The 19,614-nt window shown below is 66.4% G+C and carries 16 protein-coding genes and 2 pseudogenes; 7 read left to right on the top strand and 11 right to left on the bottom strand.

The window, feature by feature from the left end:
• Positions 1–71 precede the first annotated feature (71 nt).
• Positions 72–722, bottom strand: coding sequence for a hypothetical protein (locus tag DK427_RS26935; protein ID WP_245930806.1), 651 nt, complete (start codon positions 720–722; stop codon positions 72–74).
• A gap of 1,097 nt (positions 723–1,819) precedes the next feature.
• Here DK427_RS26935 and DK427_RS05015 point away from each other — a divergent pair.
• Positions 1,820–2,293 (top strand): MgtC/SapB family protein, encoded by a 474-nt coding sequence (locus tag DK427_RS05015; protein ID WP_204165269.1) that lies wholly within the window; start codon positions 1,820–1,822, stop codon positions 2,291–2,293.
• Between the two features lie 195 nt (positions 2,294–2,488).
• Here the strand turns inward: DK427_RS05015 and DK427_RS05010 are convergent.
• From DK427_RS05010 to DK427_RS04995, 6 genes and pseudogenes are all read right to left on the bottom strand, one after another.
• Positions 2,489–3,294 (bottom strand): annotated as a pseudogene (locus DK427_RS05010) (IS5 family transposase).
• Positions 3,295–3,453: 159 nt separating this feature from the next.
• Positions 3,454–4,236, bottom strand: coding sequence for an NAD(P)/FAD-dependent oxidoreductase (locus DK427_RS26930; protein ID WP_281276978.1), 783 nt, complete (start codon positions 4,234–4,236; stop codon positions 3,454–3,456).
• 73 nt (positions 4,237–4,309) lie between these two features.
• Positions 4,310–4,369: pseudogene (locus DK427_RS27480) on the bottom strand (FAD-binding protein); the annotation flags it as partial.
• Between the two features lie 74 nt (positions 4,370–4,443).
• Positions 4,444–4,716 carry a hypothetical protein gene (locus DK427_RS26040; RefSeq protein WP_162559674.1) on the bottom strand — a complete coding sequence of 91 codons (273 nt, stop codon included), beginning with the start codon at positions 4,714–4,716 and terminating at the stop codon, positions 4,444–4,446.
• 1,095 nt (positions 4,717–5,811) lie between these two features.
• A complete protein-coding gene (locus DK427_RS05000) occupies positions 5,812–6,282 on the bottom strand; it encodes a Ros/MucR family transcriptional regulator (RefSeq protein WP_109950306.1) in 471 nt (156 codons plus the stop codon).
• 223 nt (positions 6,283–6,505) lie between these two features.
• The gene (locus DK427_RS04995; RefSeq protein ID WP_109950305.1) at positions 6,506–8,707 is read right to left on the bottom strand and encodes a heavy metal translocating P-type ATPase; all 2,202 of its coding nucleotides are present in this window, start codon (positions 8,705–8,707) and stop codon (positions 6,506–6,508) included.
• 65 nt (positions 8,708–8,772) lie between these two features.
• On the opposite strand from DK427_RS04995, the gene DK427_RS04990 reads away from it, so the two are divergent.
• The 5 genes from DK427_RS04990 to DK427_RS04970 all read left to right on the top strand — a co-directional run bounded on the left by DK427_RS04990 (position 8,773) and on the right by DK427_RS04970 (position 14,995).
• The gene (locus DK427_RS04990) at positions 8,773–9,195 is read left to right on the top strand and encodes a MerR family transcriptional regulator (protein ID WP_109950304.1); all 423 of its coding nucleotides are present in this window, start codon (positions 8,773–8,775) and stop codon (positions 9,193–9,195) included.
• Between the two features lie 1,012 nt (positions 9,196–10,207).
• Complete coding sequence (locus tag DK427_RS04985; RefSeq protein ID WP_109950303.1) at positions 10,208–11,869, top strand: porin; 1,662 nt, start codon at positions 10,208–10,210, stop codon at positions 11,867–11,869.
• Between the two features lie 743 nt (positions 11,870–12,612).
• On the top strand, positions 12,613–13,332 hold the full coding sequence (locus DK427_RS04980) for a response regulator transcription factor (protein ID WP_109950302.1): 720 nt from the start codon (positions 12,613–12,615) through the stop codon (positions 13,330–13,332).
• A complete protein-coding gene (locus tag DK427_RS04975; RefSeq protein WP_109950301.1) occupies positions 13,329–14,666 on the top strand; it encodes an ATP-binding protein in 1,338 nt (445 codons plus the stop codon). The genes DK427_RS04980 and DK427_RS04975 overlap by 4 nt, the downstream gene beginning before the upstream one ends.
• An 83-nt stretch (positions 14,667–14,749) precedes the next feature.
• Positions 14,750–14,995, top strand: a complete 246-nt coding sequence (locus DK427_RS04970) for a hypothetical protein (protein WP_109950300.1) — start codon at positions 14,750–14,752, stop codon at positions 14,993–14,995.
• Positions 14,996–16,171: 1,176 nt separating this feature from the next.
• Here DK427_RS04970 and DK427_RS26035 read toward each other — a convergent pair.
• From DK427_RS26035 to DK427_RS04955, 4 genes are all read right to left on the bottom strand, one after another.
• A complete protein-coding gene (locus DK427_RS26035) occupies positions 16,172–16,309 on the bottom strand; it encodes a hypothetical protein (protein WP_162559673.1) in 138 nt (45 codons plus the stop codon).
• Between the two features lie 71 nt (positions 16,310–16,380).
• Positions 16,381–17,336 (bottom strand): IS630 family transposase gene (locus DK427_RS04965; protein ID WP_109950299.1). Its coding sequence is split into 2 segments (ribosomal slippage): positions 16,381–16,997 and positions 16,997–17,336, totalling 957 coding nucleotides; the frame shifts between segments, so codons are not numbered across the junction.
• A gap of 32 nt (positions 17,337–17,368) precedes the next feature.
• Entirely contained in the window at positions 17,369–17,845 is a 477-nt protein-coding gene (locus DK427_RS04960) for a hypothetical protein (RefSeq protein ID WP_109950298.1), read from the bottom strand.
• A gap of 280 nt (positions 17,846–18,125) precedes the next feature.
• Positions 18,126–18,461, bottom strand: coding sequence for a flagellar basal body rod protein FlgC (locus DK427_RS04955; protein WP_245930805.1), 336 nt, complete (start codon positions 18,459–18,461; stop codon positions 18,126–18,128).
• 246 nt (positions 18,462–18,707) lie between these two features.
• Here DK427_RS04955 and DK427_RS04950 point away from each other — a divergent pair, with 246 nt between their 5' ends.
• Positions 18,708–18,962, top strand: coding sequence for a hypothetical protein (locus DK427_RS04950; protein ID WP_109950296.1), 255 nt, complete (start codon positions 18,708–18,710; stop codon positions 18,960–18,962).
• Positions 18,963–19,614 lie beyond the last annotated feature (652 nt).

Genomic DNA, 19,614 nt, shown 5'->3' with positions numbered 1-19,614 from the left:
ACCCAGCACGTAGGGGGCGCCGCTGAAGCGCCCGGGCGGCAGGAAAGTGACCCGGGCGCTGGTCGTCGGGCTTACGCTTCGCCGGGCGGCAGCAGGGCAAGCTCGCCCGCTTTCCTGAGGATGGTCGGCTCGGTCGGCCACCCCTGCCAGCGCAAGGAGAAGACGCGGCCGTTGATGCCGATGACCTCGGCCTCCCACCAGCCCTCGTCGGGGCCGTCATGGGCAAGCACGACGCTGCCCAGCCCGATCTCGTCCCGGCTTTCTGGCTTCGAGTCGCCCACGAAGGTGCGCTCGCCCGGCCGCGTGGCGGATGGCTCCGCGGCGGCCCTCGCTGGGGTCGCTCCCGCGATGGCCACCGTCGCGCCCTTCGAGGCATTCCCGTTCCCAACCGGCCGCGCTTCGTCGTCAGCCAGAGCGAGGAGACGGGTGTAAAGCTCCTGCTTCACGAACGGCACATGGGCGCGACCGCTTGGCAGCACGCGGCCACGCGCCAGATGCTTGGCCAGGTCTCGGGCCGCCTCGTCCGCGACCGTGAAGGTTCTCAGCTGCATGGTCGCGGCGGCGGCGGTGGCAGCCTCCGCGTCTGTGGCGCCGAACCAAGCGGCACGCGGCCGGTCGACGGTCCCCCGACCGAAAAGGATGAGGTCGGGGTGCGGGCGGTCGAGCGGTGTTTCGGCGACCGGCGCGGGCGGAGTGGTGCAAGGTGAGTCGTGGGCGGTCATAAGCAGGCTCCTAAAACGGCGAAAGCCCCCGTGATGGGGGCCTTCTGAGGAGATGCAGTCGCGGTTGGCGCGGCAGTCTGGCTGAGCATCGGCGACGGCCGAGCTGGCATTGGCTGGATCACCCGCGGCTACCGTGCTGCATGTCAGCCGACGCCGCTGCGGCGCAGCGGTTCGCTGGCTGATACACCGCCTATGGCACAGCTCGATGCGAAAATCAAGAATATAAACCTATTGCGGGGCGGATTACGGTGAATTTGCCTCGCATCGATAGGGAGACTGAGCCGCGATAACACGCAGACCACAATCGAAGGAATGAGATTGGCAAGGATCCACTCGGGACAATAGGATCAATTGCCTATATTGAGCTACGAAGGATGCTCGCCGCGCCTCTGCCATCCATTGCTTCATTGGCCCCGACAGCCGGCATCTGGCGGTGGGCCGCCTTACGGAGGATTAGGGCGAGCGCACCGAGCGCCCGGGCTTTTGGTCGTTGATAGGTTGCAGGATTGGGCCTGTCGCTAAGCTGTCGGACGGCCCGCTGCAGTGCTTCATCCATCGGCCGGTACAGGTCGATGCCGTGTGGCGGGATCGGCGGAGTAGACTAACTATCGTAGAGCGCCTTGCCCTCGGCGCTCGTGTAGAGCTTGGCCGCGGTAGCCTCGGTCACCCCCTTGCAACGGGCCATCTTCCCCGCGGAGCATGAAGGGGTGGGACTCGGGCTTCGAGACCGCCTCGCTCGAAATCTCGTAGGTGCTCGGATCCTTCGCGCTGGCGACCGGTGACGCCAGCAGCACGGCTTCCATCACGGAAGCCGCGGCCCACCCGTTCTGGATCGCCAGGAATACCACGGCATGGTCGATGGCGGTCAGTATTGTCGACTAGAGCTTGCGTACCGGGTTCACCTCATCGATGTGGCGCAGATCGATCGTGCCCGAAGTGTACCGGGCGGCCACGATGTTCCTCGTGGGGCACCACGATACTTGGGCCGTCGCAGATCGCTACCTTAAGCGATCTGCATTGCGTATAAGCGGGCGGGTTGAGGCTGGCTTCCCACGTAGCGCGCACAGCGCTGCCATCGCGAAAGAACCGTCACGCCGATGAAGTTCATGACCTTCAGCCTCTGGGAAGTGGCATCTCACGTCTTCGATCTCGCGGTCGCCTATACACTCGCGGTGCCGATCGGATGGGATCGTGAACAGGAGGAGCGCTCGGCCGGCATCCGGACCTTTCCCCTCGTCGCGGTCGCCGCCTGCGGCTTCGTGCTGGTCGCGATCCGCGTCCTCGGGGCGGAGTCGACGGGACAGGCCCGCATCCTGGAAGGCTTAATCACGGGCGTGGGCTTCATCGGCGGCGGCGCGATCCTGAAACATGCCGGCCGTGCCTCCGGCACCGCGACCGCGGCGAGCCTATGGGCTACGGGGGCTCTGGGAGCAGCCGTGGGGTACGGCCTCTACGACATCGCAACCATCCTGAGCCTCGTCACCTATCTGACGTTGCGTTACCTCCTGCCGCTGAAGCAGGTGGCCCGCAACGAAGACAAGTCGCCCGACGGGAGCGTCGAAGCAGGCTGAGAAGCGGCGCGCAGTCCGGGTGGCAATAGGGCGGGCGCACCTCTCCTGAGGCCGGCCTCGACGGAGGCGGCTGTTCCCCTCAACTAGAGCGCACTCCACCGAAGTGGACACCGGTTCGGCGCAAGAGAGCGCGTCAAAACAAGAACTTGGAGCGGTTCCCGATTGCAGCGCGGTCGGGAACCGCTCTACAGGCTGTTATGCACTTGTCATAAGTTTTTCGGCCTGTCTGAGCATGAGGCATACGAAAGCGACCATGTGTAGACCCGCCAACGTGCTGGCGTAGCGATCGTAACCCTTGACCAGCCGCCGACAGCGCGTGGCCCAGGCAAACGAGCGCTCCACCACCCACCGGCGCGGCAGCAGGACGAAGCCGCGCTTGGCCTGCGGCGCCTTCACTACCTCCAAGTCGATGCCGTGGGCACGCGCGGCGGCGGCGGGCTTGGGGCTGGAATAGCCCTGATCGACAAAGCCCAGTTCGACGCTGTCGCTCGTCTCCGCCTGAACCTCGGCAGACAGCCGGCCGGCCTCGGCCCGGTCGTCGGTACGGGCGGGCGTCACATGCAGCGCTACGACCTGACCTGGGGTGTCCACCGCCAGATGCACCTTCGCCCCGCGCTTGCGCTTGGCCCCGTCGTAGCCCGCCCGCTCGCCGCTCTCGGGCGAGGAGCGCAGCGTCCGGCTGTCGAGGATCACCGCAGACGGCTCCGGCTCACGCTCCGCCGCCATCCACAGCACCGCCCGCAGGTCGCCGGCCACGTCCGCGAAGCTGTCGGCCGAGAGCCAGCGCTGCGTCTGCTGTGGTAGACCGCGGCCCACGGCGGCAGATCGTGGGGCATGAAACGCCAGGGCGCGCCCGTCTTCACGATGTAGCGCAGCCCGTTGAACACCTCGCGCAGGTCATGGTCGCGCTGGGCCGAGTCCTCCCGCAGCAGCACGAGGTAGGGCGCCACCAGCGCCCACTCTTCGTCGGAAACGTCGGACGGGTAGGCGGGGCGGATCACCGACGGACGGGTGCAAGCCGGGCACGAGGCGCGACCTCGTCGTGTACGTGAGCAGCACGCCGCCCTCCATCTGCCACGACCCGACCTGCATCTCGCCTCCGTAGCCCTCATCTGCGCTCTTAACCGTCGGGCATGGGCGATCAGGTTCTATCCTCGACCCTAATTTTGGCGCCTGTGCTTGCGGCCCTCGCGCGCGCGGAGATCGTTATGCAAGGTCGTTGCCGCGATTGCGGCGTGTCCCATGGCGACGCTGATTTGATCGAGCGCATAGACGATGTCGCCCGCCGCGTAGATGCCCTCTCTACTCGTACGCTGCTTCCGATCGACCGCAATGCAGCAACCGTCGGCCATGTCCAAGCCGAGGGCGTGGGCGAGCCCGTCGTTCGAATCCGATCCCAGCGCCGGGTAGACGGTGTCGAAGCGGCGTTCGCCGCCTTCTTTCAGTAGAGCGGAGACATGTTCTTCGTTGAAGACGAGCCGCGCCAGCGGACGCTCCTCGATCCTGATGCCCGAGTGTTCGAGCATCAGCCGGTCGTCGGCCGAGACGTCCATCGAATCGACCGCGAGCAGCGTGACGTCTTTCGAATAGGTGCGCAGGAAGAGGGCCTCTGTGACGCCGCGCGCGTCTCCACCAATGACGCCGATCGTCTGGTCCGTCGCCTCGAACCCATCACATACGGGGCAATACCGAAGCCGGCCGTTGTCGAGGGCCGATCGATGCGTTGCCGGATCGACGTCCGGGCGCCGGTTTACCGTCCCGGTCGCGATGATGATCGTGCTCGCCTCCAGGGCGATACCGTCCCCACGGGCGTGGAAACGGCCGAAATCTCCGTCGATCGTATCGATGTGCCCCTTCACGAACTGCGAGCCGTAGCGTCGAGCCTGCGCCGACATCCGCGCAAGAAGTTTCTTCGCCGCCGATGCCGTCGGGAAAGCCGGCATGGTTGTAAGAACGCGGGATCCACTTGGCGCGGCTGTTGCCGTCGTCGACGACCGTGACGGCACGGTGATAGCGGGCCAGATAGATCGCGGCCGTCAGCCCAGCCGGTCCCCCTCCGATCACGAGTGTGTCCATTGGTCGTTCCTTCATCTCTTTCTATAGCCGTCCATAGCCGTCGCTGCGATCCGACCGCGCGAACAAGGACACATTCAGGCCGCGCGTCGGATCGGGTCGCGGCGGACCAAGAGCCGCATGCGGAAGACCACCAGCAACGCCGAACTCCCGCGGAAGGCGGCTGTCATGTGGATCCAAAATCCAAGGACGATCGCCGGGAGGAGTAATGCTGGGCCGTCGAGGCCGACGTCGAAATCTGCCGGATTGCTGAACAGATCGTCCGGCTGAGTCCGATGAAGAAGGACGTTTGTTAAGGTTGTCGGCGATCGGCACCACATCCGTCGTTCAGGGCTTTCGCGAATGAACACGATGGATCAGTCTCGACTGCCAGCCGAGCAACTTGTGGAGATTGTTTCCATCCGTCGACAGACAGCGCCATCGGGACAAGCTCCATTGGTCAACCTCATCCTCGTATAAGGCAATAAAGATTCTCAACATCGACAAGCCCGTCTCGCCAAGTGAGGTATCTACGAAGAATTATTGTAAAAATTGGCAATAACACGAAATCATATAGAAGTCAGTCTCACGATTGCGTCGGACCAGTTGCTCCTCTATGGACAATCCATCTGCCTCGAAAACCATATCGATCCAGTCCATGTTTCACGGAGCAAGGAACTGGATGATACGGCAGAAATTCGACTGGATCAGGTCGGATTGGATGCCCGCAATGCTTTGTCACGAAGCCGACAAATGGCGGCCACCTGCCACCGCAGCCAGTCGAGCTCGCAGGGGATTGGGATCCGTTACGAATCCAGCCATCCGGAAGTAGCGGCAAGACGATGGATGTCTGCGAAACCGTTGGCGTCCTTCCCGCAGCGCGTGGCTGCAATGCCGACCTCTCTCGGTTGACCCAGGGACACTCGAAGCCGGCTGCGGCCGTTGCAGGTCTACCCGGGACGGGCGGTCGGCATCCCGGACCATCCGCGTCCATCGTCTTCGATGCCCAGACCGACGTGACGGATCGCACTCCTGGACATCGCACTCCTGGACAAGGAAAGTAGCTTCCGGCACGCAAGGCGCTTCCCGGCGCATGCACGGCTCCGGCAGACGTCCTAGCGGCTGCCGCGGAGAGCGCATAGCGCTGGCCATGGCTGCGATGCGGCGGCCGTATGACGGCGGGCGCTGGGAAGGGCGCGTCCATTGAAGGACGAGGACCATGCGGTCCCGTGTCGCCGACCTTCCGCTCCCGGAAATCTGCAGCGACTTCGGGGAGGCGATGCGGACCTCCGCTTGGAAACGGTCTGGTCTGGCGAGGGTGGCGTCGCGGTGAAGGCTGCTACGCCGCCAGGGGCAAGGGGGAACGCGAAAGGACGGGCCGACTTAAACGGTCCCGCGAGGTTTGAGTCCGGCCGCTCCGACGGCCGGAACTCGTCATCCGATAACGAATGGCGGGAAGAGGATGTTCAGGCGGCCTTGCGGCGCCGATCCCTCGCTGCAGGCTGGCTCTCCGCGGAAGTGCCGGGACGGCCAAGACCGATCTGCTTGGCCAACGCCGAGCGCTTTGCAGCGTAGTCGGGCGAAACCATCGGGTAGTCGGACGGCAGACCGAAGCGCTCACGATAGGAACGCGGATCGAGGCCGTGCGTGGTGAGGTGTCGCTTCAGGGTCTTGTAGCTCCTGCCATCCAGGAAGCTGATCAGTCCATCCGGCGTGACCGACTTGCGAATCTGAGCCGCCGTCGGCTTGACCATCTCCTCCGCCGATCCGGCACCGGCTGCCGAGTCGGCCGTGATGCCGATCAATGCCGTATGGACGATCCTGATCAGGGCGCCGAGCTCGGTCGCGGGAACCGAATTGTTGGCTACGTAGGCGGCGACGATCTTGCCTGTGAGGTCGACGAGTTCGTACGGAAGGCTCGCTGCTTCTTCTGCCATTGCCGTGTTTCCAAGATGCACCCCTCGGATCGTCGGTCTATCAATTGTGCCGCCAGGTCAAGGCTCTTGTTTTGCCGACGCCAGAGAAGGCAGCTACATCGGACAACGACCGGAAAGCTCCATGCCTGGTGTGATGTCTGCACATTTCTGCGCTTAGGATGGCCAATTTCTGGCAATATCCGTGGCCGTGGGGCGCGGTTTTTCGCCGACGCCGTGCGCCCGCTCATGGTCTCCGGGACGGGCCCGCCGGCGCGATGCGGGCCTCCGAACGAGCGGCTGGACCATTCTCTCGGTATCTCGTCCGCAGCAGGCGCAGGGCGTTCGCCGTAACCAGCACCGTCGCCCCGGTGTCGGCAAGGATGGCCGGCCACAGACCGGTGACACCGGCGATGGTCGTGACCAGAAATACCACCTTCATGCCGAGCGCGATGGCGATGTTCGCGCGGATGTTGGCGAGGGTCCGCCGCGACAGCTCGATCATGCGGCTCACGTCGACGACCCGTCCGCGCAGTATGGCCGCATCGGCCGTGTCCAGCGCGACGTCGGTGCCGCCGCCCATAGCGATGCCGACGTCGGCGGCGGCCAAGGCCGGCGCGTCGTTGATGCCGTCTCCGACCTTCGCCACGACCCTCCCGAGAGCCTTCAGGTCGAGAACGGCCCGCTGCTTGTCCTCGGGCAGAAGCTCCGCCCAAGCTCCAATACCGAGAGTTGCGGCGACGGCCTGTGCCGTGCGGGCGTTGTCGCCGGTCAGCATGACCATTCCGATCCCCTCCGCAGCCAGACGGTCTATGCCGTCCTTCGCGTCGGGCCTGGGTTCGTCGCGCATGGCGAGCAAGCCGGCCAAGGCGCCGTTCACGACGAGAGCGGCAACTGTCTTGCCCTCTTCCGTCAGTTCGGCGACCTTCGCTTCCTGATCGGGCGTCAGCGCACCGCGCCGGGCGGCCTCGCGCGGAGCGCCGAGGAAGAGGTCCAGACCACCGACCGTTCCCTCTAGGCCCTTGCCGCCGAGCGCCTTTGCCCCGGCGGCGGGCGGGATGGGCGCTCCGACTTCGGCGGCCTTCCCCAGGATGGCTCTGGCCAGCGGATGCGAGGAGCCACTCTCCAATGCCCCCGCAAGGGACAGCACGTCGCGCTCCGTTCGGCCGTACGCGAGCACGTCGGTGACCATGGGCTGGCCTGCGGTCAAGGTTCCGGTCTTGTCGAAGGCGACCGTCGTCACGGCGGACAGGCGCTCCAGGACGGCGCCCCCCTTGATCAGCAGTCCCTGGCGCGCCCCTGCCGCGAGAGCCGCCGCGATGGCCGCCGGCGTCGAGATGACCAAGGCGCAGGGACACCCGATCAGGAGGATGGCCAGGCCCTTGTAGACCCACTCGTCCCAGGATGCGCCGAGCAGCAGCGGCGGCAGCACGGCGACCGCGGCCGCCATCCCTACCACGGCCGGGGTGTAGATCTTCGAGAAACGGTTGATCAGGCGCTCGGTCGGGGCCTTCGCTTCCTGCGCCTCCTCTACCAGTCGTACGACCCGTGCGATGGTGTTGTCCCGCGCGGCAGCCGTCACCCGGATCCGCAGCACGCCGTCCCCGTTCAGGGTTCCGGCGAATACCGCGTCGCCCGCCACCTTGCGCTTCGGCACGCTCTCGCCGGTGACAGGCGCCTCGTCCACCGCGCCCTCGCCGCCGACGACGGTACCGTCCACCGGGATGCGGTCGCCTGGGCGCACGAGCACGATGTCGCCGACCTGCACGAGCGCGGCGTTAACCTGTTCGGTCGTTCCGCCGGCTTCCAGCAGCGCCGTGTCCGGCACCAATTCCTTGAGCGCGCGGATGCTGGCCCGGGCGCGTCCGGCCGCGACGCCTTCCAGCAGTTCGCCGACCAGAAAGAGCAGGACGACCGTCGCCGCCTCCTCGGTGGCCCCTATGACGGTGGCGCCGATGGCGGCCACCGTCATCAACGTTTCCATCGAGAAAGGCGTGCCGTGTCGGGCTGCGGACAACGCCCGCCCTGCGATCGGCACCAGGCCGACCGACATGGCGGCGAGGAACGCCCAACGTTCCGTCGCCGGCGCCGCGTGTCCCAGGGCGTAGGCCAGCGCGAGCGACGCGCCGCAGGCGGATGCCAGCATGGCCTTGCGCGTCCGCCACCAGGGCGCGTCCGGCGCGGTCGCATCGTACGTCGGAGCCGCGTCCGGGTTCTCCACGCCATAGCCCAGTCCGCGCACCGCGGCGGTGATCGCCCGGGCTTCCGCATCGGCGGCATGCCTCACCGTGAGCGTTTCGGTTGCGACGGAGACCTCGACCTGCTCGATGCCCGGCAGGCGACGGATCGCGGTCTCGACCTTCGCGGCGCACGATGCGCAATCCATGCCCGTCACCCGCAGGCGCGTGACAGCCGTGCCGGTCGAATCCAAAGTCGCTTCGTCGCTCATCGCGGCTGCCTTTCCTGACGTCCGGCACAGCCCTAATTCCTCTAGTCGCCAGAGGAGCAAGCGCGATGAAGCCGATTGCCATAGGAGATCTGTCGCGGCAGGCGGGCGTGAAGGTCCCGACCATCCGGTTCTACGAGGAGCGTGGCCTGCTGCCGAAGCCGGAGCGCACCGATGGAAACCGGCGGACCTACGACATGTCCGACGTCCGACGGCTGCGCTTCATCCGACATGCACGCGAACTCGGCTTCGAGATCGAGGATATCAAAGCCCTGCTCTTCCTGGCCGGACAGCCGGATCGCCCCTGCAACGAAGCGGATGCCATCGCGCGCAGGCACCTCGGCGCTATCGACGACAGGATCGCGCGCCTCACCGGCCTGAGAAAGGAAATGCAGGCAATGGTCGACCAGTGTGCCGGCGGCCATGTCCGGGAGTGCCGCATCATCGAGGTTCTGGCCGACCACGGCGAATGCCTGCACGCGGAACATTGACTCTGCCCACCAGCCGATTCCGCGTCCGATCGCGTCGGGTAATGGCACGGCTCCAGGCCCCCGCGTCGACCTGTACCGCTTTGCCGGACCAGCCATCGGCTCAGTGGCGACAACTCCGGGCGGGTTCTGGCTGCCCGGTGGGTCCGGTCCGTCCCATCGAACGCTGACTCCGGACCGTCTCGCGGGAGGGCCGTCGGTAACGTACCTCCCGAGCGGCCTGCGCCACCATGCCGGGCCGCGCCACCGGCGACATCGAGGGTTCCGGACAGCAGCGGTCCGGCCTCGATCTGTGCGCGTAGCTGCGGATGGGCGCCGATAGGCGGGGAGGAAGCCTCCGCGAAGTCGATGCAGCCATCACGCCGTGCCGCGCGAGACGCTGCCGGGTGTATCGCTTCGTCACGGCACCATCGAACCTCGTCGACGCGGTGCCCTCCCGATACGCCGGAGCATCGGCGGCGCCTGGGTTCCCAAGCGCCACACTTTGACACGAAGACGGCGCACCGCAGACACCCGACAATCGATATTGCTCAGCTAATGGATTTCGCAAGACGCGGCGATCGCAAAGATCAATGATGATCCGAGCGGAAGCGATGTTCTCACTGATCTCGCGCTTATGCCGAACGACATCGAAGATGTTCCGTTCTCCAGAAGCGCACGGATCTGAAAAAATGGAGAATGATCAACCGAATCTGGTCGAATCGACGAGCGTCGGGATCGTTGTATCGAGACGATGCCCGCTTCGGCCGGGTGGGGTCAGGGATTCGCGCACGAGGTGTCGGAAGCGCCACGGTTCCGTTTTCGAACGGCCCGTCGGCAGGGCATTCGACCGCCAAGGAGGCCGCCCGAAGAAACGGAATTAACTCTTGCCGGCGCTCGACCGAACCAGTGCATTCGAGCAACTCATGGATGCTTCGAGACCGAGAAATTAAAACTGCCATGAGTGAGTCCGGCCTTTTTATCTGGCGAATTCGCCCAAAAAGAGGCGAATAAATGGGTCTCTAAAAGCTGGAGAATGAAAGTGAATATTAAGCACCTACTGTTAACCGGCGCCGCGTCGCTGGTTACTGCAGGGGGCGCGGCGCAGGCCGCCGACCTTCCAGTCAAGAAGGCTGCGCCGATCGAGTACGTCCGCGTCTGCTCCGCCTACGGCGCAGGCTTCTTCTATATCCCGGGGACGGACACCTGCCTGCGCGTCGGCGGCCGCGCCCGCTTCGAATACGCCATGCAGGCGCCCCTTTCGCGTGGAACGAGCGTGGGCGACTACAGCGGCTACCGCGGCCTCGCCCGCATCAACATCGATGCGCGCACGCAGACCGCCTACGGTTCCCTGCGCGCCTTCGTCCGCCTCGAGGCGGCCAGCCGCACCGGTCTGCCGGGTCTGCATTCGGGCACGCAGACCCGCATCGGCAACGCCTTCCCGGCGCTCGGCGTCGACGGCTACGGCCGCGTGCAGCAGTACGTCAACACGGACAAGGCCTTCGTGCAGTTCGCCGGCTTCACCGCCGGTCGCGCGTCCTCGTTCTTCGACTTCTACGCCCACGACTTCGAGATCCAGGCCGGCACGCTCGGCTCGGACGTCTTCTCGACCAACGTCGCGGCCTACACCGCCACCCTCGGCAACGGCTTCTCGGCCACCATCTCGATGGAAGATCCGAGCTTCCGTCGCACGCCCATCTACTCGGCCCAGTCCGTCGCCCAGGCGACCGCCGTCGCGGGCAACTCGAGTGCCGTGATCTTCGCCCAGACCAACTCTTTGACACCGGTCTTTGCTGGCTTCGGCCCGACCGGTCTGCCGTCGGGCGTCGGTTTCGTCGACGTGGTCCAACGCAACCGCATGCCCGACTTCGTCGGCGTGCTGCGCTACGATCAGCCCTGGGGCTCGGTCCAGATCTCGGGCGCCGTCCACGAGATCAACACCGGCAACGCTGCGTTCGGGAACTTCGTCGGCAACAACGCCGGTACCCCGCTGTCGAACACCAACCTCGCGAACGTCGCCCGCACTCAGTCCGAATACGGTTGGGCGGTCCAGGGCGGCATGAAGGTCAACCTACCCTTCATCGCTCCGGGCGACACCCTGTACCTGCAGGGCGCCTACGGCGAGGGTGCCCAGCTCTACACCGGCTATTCGTCCTGGGCCGGAGGCTACGCCCAGACCACGACGGTTCTCCAGGGCGCGCCGTTCCAGCAATTCTTCAGCGACGCCGTACTGAATCCCTTCACCAACCGGCTGGAACTTTCGACCAGCTTCACGGCTGTAGCCTCGCTGCTTCACTACTGGAATCCGACCCTACGTTCGGCCCTGTTCGGCTCCTACGGCGAACTCAGCTTCGCACCCGGATCCCGCGCAGCCCAGTCCGCCTTCTTCGGCTATACCTCCACGGGCCCCGGCCCCTTCGGCAGCCAATTCTACAACCTGAACCAGCAGCTCCGCGACACCTACGCCTTCAATGTCGGCGCGAGCCTGATCTGGTCGCCGGTGAGGGACCTCGACATCGGCCTGGAGGGCACCTACCAGAACTATGGCGTCCAGACCGGCCGCGTGCTCGATCTGAACAGGAACCCTCTGCAGACCAGTGCCGCGTACGTGAACAACCCGGCCAATCTCGGCGCGCTGCGCACCGTGACCAACGCCGACGTGTTCCAGGTCCGCGCCCGCGTCCAGCGCGACTTCTAAGCCGCCGACGTCGAACCGCACTCCGTGCAGCCTACGGGCTGCACGGTCCCCGTGTCCCTGCCCGCGCCGGCGACGACCTCCGATGGCCCGCCCGTCTCCGGCACGGAGGATGGCCGCTGCGGCCGCAGTTGTCCGAGGACCGCGGCCATGCCGTACATGCTTCCACGCGCCCGGCCTTGCCGCGCCGTCCCTCCCGGACGACGGATCCGGATCGACGGCAATCCACCGCGACGCCGTCGGTTACGCCGAAGGACGCGTGAGCACGGACCGGCCCGACAGTGCGACGAGAATGTACCATACAGCCGCGGTTCGGCCGCCGAGCCGAGGTCGGGAAACCACTGCGCCATCGCGGATGCCGGGGGGCACGACGCGTCAGACCGTGACGAGCGGCAGCGGACCAAGCCATGGCCGGATGTCTTGCGGACCGCATCCGCACCCAGACGTCAAGGCGACACGGCATCGATGCGGCCGGGGTCCGAACCGCCTTCCGCGTGGCTGCTCGACCGCCCCATCTCCGAGGCATGGTCGACGCCGTCGCCCGATGGCACCCGCAGGCATCGCGAAGACCGGATCGGTCGACGCGGGGCCGTCCGGATGCATGCGTCCGCCCCATCCGGCGCTCCGATCGTCCTGTTCCTTTCGCTCGGCCTTGCTCCTCCAGCCACTGGAGGATGTAGGTCCGTAGCGCCGGGCGATCGGCATGCCGTTGCCGAAAGAGGCCCGATCAGGAGAAACGCGCTACCATGAAGGCAATCGAGGCGGCCCATGTGCTTCTCGTCGAGGACGACGACGGGATGCGCGTGCTCGTGACGCGCCTCCTACGCGAGAGCGGCTACCGGGTGACGGGCTGCCGAACCGGTACCGAGATGTGGCGATTGCTTCCCGAGACCTCGGCCGACATCGTTCTGCTCGACGTCATGCTGCCGGGCGCATCGGGTTTCGATCTGCTCAGGGCGCTTCGCGCGAAAGGGGGCATTCCGGTCATCATGTTGAGCGCGCGCAGCGAGGAGGCCGACCGTGTGCTCGGCCTCGAATTGGGAGCGGACGACTACGTCTCGAAGCCGTTCGGGCGGCCGGAACTGCTGGCCCGCATCCGGGCGGTGCTGCGCCGGTCCGCCATGACGCCGACCGCCGCCGCCCGGCCGGAGGTGATGAGCTTCGACGGCTGGCGCCTCGACCTGCGCAGCCGCACACTCACGGACCCGGTGGGTGCGGCCGTCGACCTGTCGGGCGGAGAGTTCGATCTGCTCGTCGTGTTCCTGGAGCATCCCGGCCGCGTGCTCGGCCGCGACCAGATCCTCGAAATGAGCCGTGGCCGCCTCGCCGCGCCCTCCGATCGCAGCGTCGACACCCTGGTCAGCCGCCTAAGACGCAAGCTCGAACCACCCGAGGGCGCTTCTCCAGTCATTAAGACGGTGCGCGGCTCCGGCTACGTGCTGGCCGCCAAGGTCGACCAGGCGTGAAGGACCTGCTCAGGCTCGCCCGCAGTCTGGAAGGGCGCACCGTCGCCGTCCTGCTGCTGGCCGTCCTTGCCGTCCACGGCGGGGCCCTCATGCTCTATCGGCAATCGGCGGCGGCCGCCGCCGATGAAGCCCTCGCCAGCGAGGTCGCACGACAGCTCGTCCTCGTACGGGAGGCCGTCCTGCGGCGCCCGGAAGAAGCGCGCGACACCGAAGCGAAGGCCTTGTCCTCAAGCCATTTCGAGGTCGGCTGGGACCGCAGCACTCCGACCGGCAGCGGCACACACCCGGCCCTTCGGGACCTGCGCGACCAGATCCTCGCCCTGGAACCGGTTCTCGGTCCGGGACTCGTCCTGAACCTCGATGCGCCGGACGAGTCCTTCCACCAGCAGGACCTCCGGGGAACCGTTCCTTTGCCCGATGCGAGCTCCCTTACCTTCCGTTCGGCGCATGCGCCCAGCTCGGTGCTCGGAACCCCATGGGCATCGTTGGCCACCGCGATGGCCGTTCTGGTGGGCGTGGCGGCCGTCGTCCTGATGCACCGGATCGCGGGTCCCCTGCGCGAGCTGACCCGTACGACCGGACGGATCGGACACGGCTCGACCGTGCGGGTCCCGGAGATCGGTCCGGACGAGACGCGCGGGATCGGCCGGGCGCTCAATGCCATGCAGGAACGCATCCATCGTCTGGTCGGAGAACGGACGCAGGCGCTCGCAGCCGTGTCTCACGACCTGCGGACGCCCATCGCCCGGCTCCGACTGCGCCTCGACCGCGTGGTGGACGAGGGTGAACGCCGCGCGATGGCGGCCGACCTCGACGAGATGCAGACGATGATCGACGCGACGCTCGCCTATCTGCGCGGCGACGCCGATCCGGAGGCGAGGCAGATCGTCAACGTGGCCAGCGTCCTGATGGGCATCGCCGACGCCCATCAGGACGCTGGCCGGGACGTCGAATACCGGGGGCCCGGCCGTGCGCTCGCCAACGTCCGCCCGGTGACGTTCCGGCGTGCGCTGGAGAACCTCGTCGACAACGGGGTGCGCTACGGGACGCGGGTCGGAATTGGGCTGATTGCCGATGGGAATTCGCTGGTGGTGCGGATCGACGACCAAGGACCGGGCATCCAGCCCGAGGACGTGCCGCGGGCGCTCGAACCCTTCAGCCGTCTGGAAGGCTCGCGAAACCGGAACACGGGCGGGACTGGCCTCGGCCTGACCATCGCCAAGCGTGCGATCGACGCCGAGAACGGCTCGCTCGTTCTGGCGAACAGACCGGAAGGCGGCCTGCGGGCCGAGGTCCGTCTGCCAATGGTGCAGGCCGCCCGACACACTTCGTAATGTGCCCGGCAATCGCACGCCAACTGGCCACGCTATCTTGATCCTCGCTGCGGCCGGTGCCGCCAGCAAATTGGAGACGAACGATGAACCGCACACGCGCTGCAGCGATCGCTGCCTGTATAGTATTCGGGGCCGCCATCCCGGCCCTGGCCATCGACGGGCACGGCAACGCCGAAAGGCCCGAACTGAGCGTGCCGAATACCGGGAGCATTTCAGGCGGCACGACCCACCGCGACGATCCGCGGTTCCGCGAAGCAAGGGAGAGGACTGCCGACGGCGGGCCGCTGCATTACCCCGGCGACGGGCACGCGCACGGGCACAGCCACTGAGCGAACAACTTCCGCGTCGGACTTCGGAAGGATCCGAACATCCGGCCTTGGCCTTCCTCGGCGACCCCTGGACGGTTCGACATACGTCGAACGGGCCCGCGACATGTCTCTGCCGGTTCCGGACACGACGCGGAGCGCACTCCGCGGCCCGAGGCGAGCCCAGCCCGGCAACGGCCGGGGCGGGCGATCCGCGTACGGGTGAGCCTGCCGCAACTGCGGATGCGGACGGCCGAACGGGTCACGCCGAGGCGTCGATCCGTTCGGCCGCCGCAACGACCGAGCTGGGGATATCGCGCTCCAGCACGTCGCGACGTCCCGTACCGTTGAAGTTCGGCGGAACGAATATCGAGGATGATCTTCCGATCTGGATCGAAACCGGTCGATCGACGGCCGGGCAGCAACATGCGCCACAGACCATTTCGCTTCGGAAAATCGGTGCCGGCCTCCCTGGGGGGGTTGGTCGACCTGTGGTGCCAGGGATTGGGTGCTTCGCCAAACTCGGCGCACCCTGACCTCGCGGTCACCGCACGGTGCGTCGGTGGAACGATCAATCTATGGACGGAACTCGGCCCGGACGCGCGCCGAGCCGTCGAGCTCGCAATCAAAGCCTCCGAGCGCTTCGAAATGGACCGTGGGACGCCTGCGGGCTGCTGGTCGCATCAAGCAGCAATGCAACAGATCCACCGGATGTGCGTCTACCTGCATGAGGCCGCGCCAAGCGTATATGCACGACGACTGAAACTTCCCTGGTAGCAATTGCCCTCCCATCGTGCTGGGCCGCCCGGGAGGAGGTCGGCTCGGCGGAGCAGGAGACGGGCCGCCTGACCTTCGGCGGCGACCTCCGGATCTCTCCGGAAGGGCCCGGTCACAGCGCTTCCTCCATCGGCGACGAGCATGGCGACGGAGTGGCGCGCGACCGCAATGAAGGCCAGGCGCGTGCTGAACGGCATGCCGTACCAGACCGGAGTCATCGACCGCGTCGGAGGTCACTCAACCCGACCTGCGCTTCCCGGCCCTCCACGCAGCGCGACGGGGTCGGCACCGTGTCGTGAGCCGGGCCGGCATGGAGGACGGCTAACAATGCCGCCCCCCACGAGGTCGATGGTACGAGACGCCGTCCGCGGAAGAAGATGGACGCGGATGCCTTCCCTTCCGAGTCGGCGAAAATGCGGCGGATCAGGGGCCCTTCGCCGTTCCGTCCGCACCGATCTCGATCACCTGCTCTCGATCCAGGAGTGCGACCTTGATCTTGTACTCGACCGCGTCGCCCTCGCGCCCGACCTCGGCTTCATAGGCCTTGCCGCCTTTCGCCATCCGCTCGGCGAGTGCGATGGCATCCTTGAGCGACGTCTTGGAGTTCCGGAAGTCGCTAGAGCGGGATCCGATCAGGTTGGGTCATATGCATCGTAGCCTGCGGCTGCCAAATAGTTGCGGCACTCACTTGGCGTGAAGCGTCTGAAGGCACGCTTGATGGCGCCCCAGAGGTCCGTGACCGATCGAGCAGCCTCGGTGCGCAGGATGGCCTTGAGCTTGGCGAAGGCGAGTTCGATCGGGTTGAAGTCGGGCGAGTAGGCCGGCAGGTAGAGCAGCCGCGCACCCGCCGCCGCGATCCGCTCGCGGATACCGCTGACCTTGTGGGCCGGCAGGTTGTCGAGCACGACCGTGTCGCCCCGCCTTAGAGCCGGCGCCAGGGTCTCTTCGACATAGGCGCGGAAGCGGGCCCCGGTCATCGGCCCGTCGCAGAGCGCGGTGGCCGTCAGGCCGCTGGCGCGCAGGGCAGCCGTGACGGTGATGGTTTTCCAATGCCCGAACGGCACGGCCACTCGGCAGCGCTCGCCGCGTGGTGCACGCCCATAGCGCCGGATCATCTTCGTGGTCGTGGCGGTCTCGTCGATGAACACGAGCCGATCCGGATCGAGATCGAGCTGGCCGTCGAACCAGGACAGGCGGGCCGCCTTCACGTCTTCCCGATCCTGCTCCGCCGCATGACCCGTGTTTTTTTGCGCGTGATGCCGTGTCGCTTGAAGAAGCGGGACAGGCTACTCACCCCAATTCGCAAGCCGCGCTCGGCCAGTTGGATGCGCAACTCGCGCAGGAACAAGCCGGGCTGTGCCTCGTCGATCTGTCGGATCAAGTCAGCCCGGGCCTCAACCGCATGTGAGCGCTGGTCACCACCCATCGGCTTGGCGTGCGTGCGGCCCTCCCGCACGAAGGCTTCGTGCCAGCGCACCGCGGTGGCTGGGCTGACCGCGAAGCGCCGCGCCGCCTCCCGGCGCGAGGCCCCGCTCTCGATTGTGGTGACGACCCGCTCGCGAAGATCGGCGGATAGGGCTGAGGGCATTCGGCTCTCCCATCGGAAAACCGCACATCGAATCACATCTCGGTCCGCGCCAAAACCCCAGACGATTCAAACCGATCGGACACCGCTCTAGCCTTCAAACGCGTGAAGTAGCGCTCGACGGGTCGATCTTCGGCTCTGTACGGTTTGCCTGAGTCGGCGTCGATGGCGTATTCGATCAGCTTGCCATCCGGATAGACAACCTTGATGGCATAGTGCGAGGGGTTCCCGCCGCCGGCCTTCCCGAAGTCGGCATCTATGGCGCGTCCGCCCTCCCGACCGCCGCCGGATTCCGCGGTCGCGATCGCCTGGGCGAGGCTGATCCTCGCGGATTTGGCGACCTGATACTCCCGCAGGTCGCTGTCGGTCTCGGCAGCCCGTGTCGCGGTCGCAGCGCGGCCTGTGTTCTCGGGGTTGGTCGTCAGATCCGGATTCTGTGCGGAGGCGGGCTCAGCCATGTAGCCGAACAGGCCGAGAATCGCGGCGAGACGAATCGCGATGGAATTCGACAAGATGTGTTTCCTATTTCCGGTTAGGGCGGACCGGGTAACGACCCAGGCGATCGCTGGGTTGCAAGGCAACATCTTCCGAAGTCGCGGGGATGATCCTACCTCACCGCCGCGAAGCCGCGGATCCCCGCCAAGGCGAGGGGCCGACCACGGGTTCAGCCCTCGAAGGGACCGCAGGTGCTCCCGAGGCCCGGGACACCGCAGTGCTGAGCGGGTTCGTCGTCCTCTCGGTCCGGCTGCGGGAAAAACGTGAGCGGTCGAGGATGCGGGTCGGCGACGTCGGTCAACTCTTCAGCAGGTCGATCGTCTTTCCCTTCACATCGTCCAGCGTCGCGATGGTGCGTAGGTTCGCCTCGTAGGCACGCATGGCGGAGCGCAGCTCGCCCATCTCCGTGGCAGGTCGGACGTTGGGAAGCATGAGGTTGCCTTGCGCATCGGCGGCGGGATGGCCAGGACTCTGAATCGTCGGAAAGGCGGTCCGGTCCCGCACGACCCGAACTGCCGGCGGCTCGTCGGTTTCGCCCGTGATCGGCTCGAAGACCGCAATCTTGCGCCGATAGGGTTCGCCGCCGGGCGTGGACGCCGAAGATTGCGCGTTCGCGAGATTCTCGACCGACAAGCGTATCCTTCCCTGATGGATCCGGAGCGCCGCCGCCGCCAGGTCGCCCCCGGACACTTCCCTTGCCATTGCCGTCGGCCTCCGCGATGCCGGCGTCGAGGTCCGGCAGCCGCAGGTTAGTCAAACTTAACCATATCGCGTAAGGCGCCGACACACTTTGTCACGGACGAGGCAACCTGCAGACAAACGGCTTCGCTATCTGGGTGTCCGTGCGGCAGCCGCCGTCTGGAATCCGGAGCTCAGCTTATGAAGCGCCTGTTCGCCGCCTTGATCACGTTCGGAATGCTGACGGGAGCGGTGACCCCTGTCCTCGCCGTCGACGGGCATGGCAACGCTTCGAACCCCGAGCGTGCAGTCCCGAATACGGGCGGCGTGTCGGGAGGACCGACACACAGCGACGATCCGCGTGTCCGCGAAGCTCAGGAGAAGCGCCCCGACGGCACGCCGGTACATTCCGAAAAAGATGGCCACGCGCACGGACACAACGTCGGCAGGAAGTGACTTCCGGACGATAAGCCCGGCTGTCCGGGACGGCGGAGCCGGAAGCGTTCGCTGCCCGGCGCCCTCCGCGTGTCGACTGCCTGCGCGGCCAAGTTCCCGGGGTGCCTCCGTAGGCGCCCGACATCGTTCACGGTGCAATCCAGCCCCTCAACCACACCGTGATAAGCCCGTCCTGGCGAGAGTCAGGACGGGCACATGCCTTGCTGCCCGAGTCTCGGATGCCGCCCCTCGGTTCTCGATCCGGGCGAGCGGTGCATCCGTGTTCCGACATCAGCCACCGACCTGCGGCCGGAAACCGCTCCTCGGCATTTTCGTCAAGTTCTCCGTCAATAATTTATGAGGCGCTCGCCCGTGCCGGCTTGTCGCCGCCACGAAGAATCGTACATAAGGGACGTGATGACTTCGGCGCGACGCCATAAGGCCTTCGGGGCGGTGACGGGTTGGTGGGCTACGGCAGCCCGCGCACTCGCGCTCCTTCTGGCACTGGCCGTTTCTGCCCCTGCCGCGGGCATCGCCGATGACGTCGCGTACCATCGCAGCGACAGGAGCACTGTCGGCATCGGGTTCGTGTCGGCTCCCGACACGACTGCCGGGGGGGGCCAAATCTCCGATCCCGGCTTGACCTGTCACAACCATTGCGGCTGCCACATTG

It is taken from the genome of Methylobacterium radiodurans (assembly GCF_003173735.1).
Classification (GTDB): domain Bacteria; phylum Pseudomonadota; class Alphaproteobacteria; order Rhizobiales; family Beijerinckiaceae; genus Methylobacterium; species Methylobacterium radiodurans.
The sequence above is the reverse complement of the archived record's forward strand: the minus strand, read 5'-3'. Positions and strand labels throughout refer to the sequence as shown.

Excerpts from the sequence above, each read along its gene's own strand:
- DK427_RS04985 (WP_109950303.1), top strand. The coding sequence starts at position 10,208 with ATGAAAGTGAATATTAAGCACCTACTGTTAACCGGCGCCGCGTCGCTG.
- DK427_RS04995 (WP_109950305.1), bottom strand. The coding sequence starts at position 8,707 with ATGAGCGACGAAGCGACTTTGGATTCGACCGGCACGGCTGTCACGCGC.
- DK427_RS04990 (WP_109950304.1), top strand. The coding sequence starts at position 8,773 with ATGAAGCCGATTGCCATAGGAGATCTGTCGCGGCAGGCGGGCGTGAAG.
- DK427_RS04980 (WP_109950302.1), top strand. The coding sequence starts at position 12,613 with ATGAAGGCAATCGAGGCGGCCCATGTGCTTCTCGTCGAGGACGACGAC.
- DK427_RS26035 (WP_162559673.1), bottom strand. The coding sequence starts at position 16,309 with ATGGCGAAAGGCGGCAAGGCCTATGAAGCCGAGGTCGGGCGCGAGGGC.
- DK427_RS26935 (WP_245930806.1), bottom strand. The coding sequence starts at position 722 with ATGACCGCCCACGACTCACCTTGCACCACTCCGCCCGCGCCGGTCGCC.
- DK427_RS04970 (WP_109950300.1), top strand. The coding sequence starts at position 14,750 with ATGAACCGCACACGCGCTGCAGCGATCGCTGCCTGTATAGTATTCGGG.
- DK427_RS05015 (WP_204165269.1), top strand. The coding sequence starts at position 1,820 with ATGAAGTTCATGACCTTCAGCCTCTGGGAAGTGGCATCTCACGTCTTC.
- DK427_RS05000 (WP_109950306.1), bottom strand. The coding sequence starts at position 6,282 with ATGGCAGAAGAAGCAGCGAGCCTTCCGTACGAACTCGTCGACCTCACA.
- DK427_RS04950 (WP_109950296.1), top strand. The coding sequence starts at position 18,708 with ATGAAGCGCCTGTTCGCCGCCTTGATCACGTTCGGAATGCTGACGGGA.
- DK427_RS26930 (WP_281276978.1), bottom strand. The coding sequence starts at position 4,236 with ATGCCGGCTTTCCCGACGGCATCGGCGGCGAAGAAACTTCTTGCGCGG.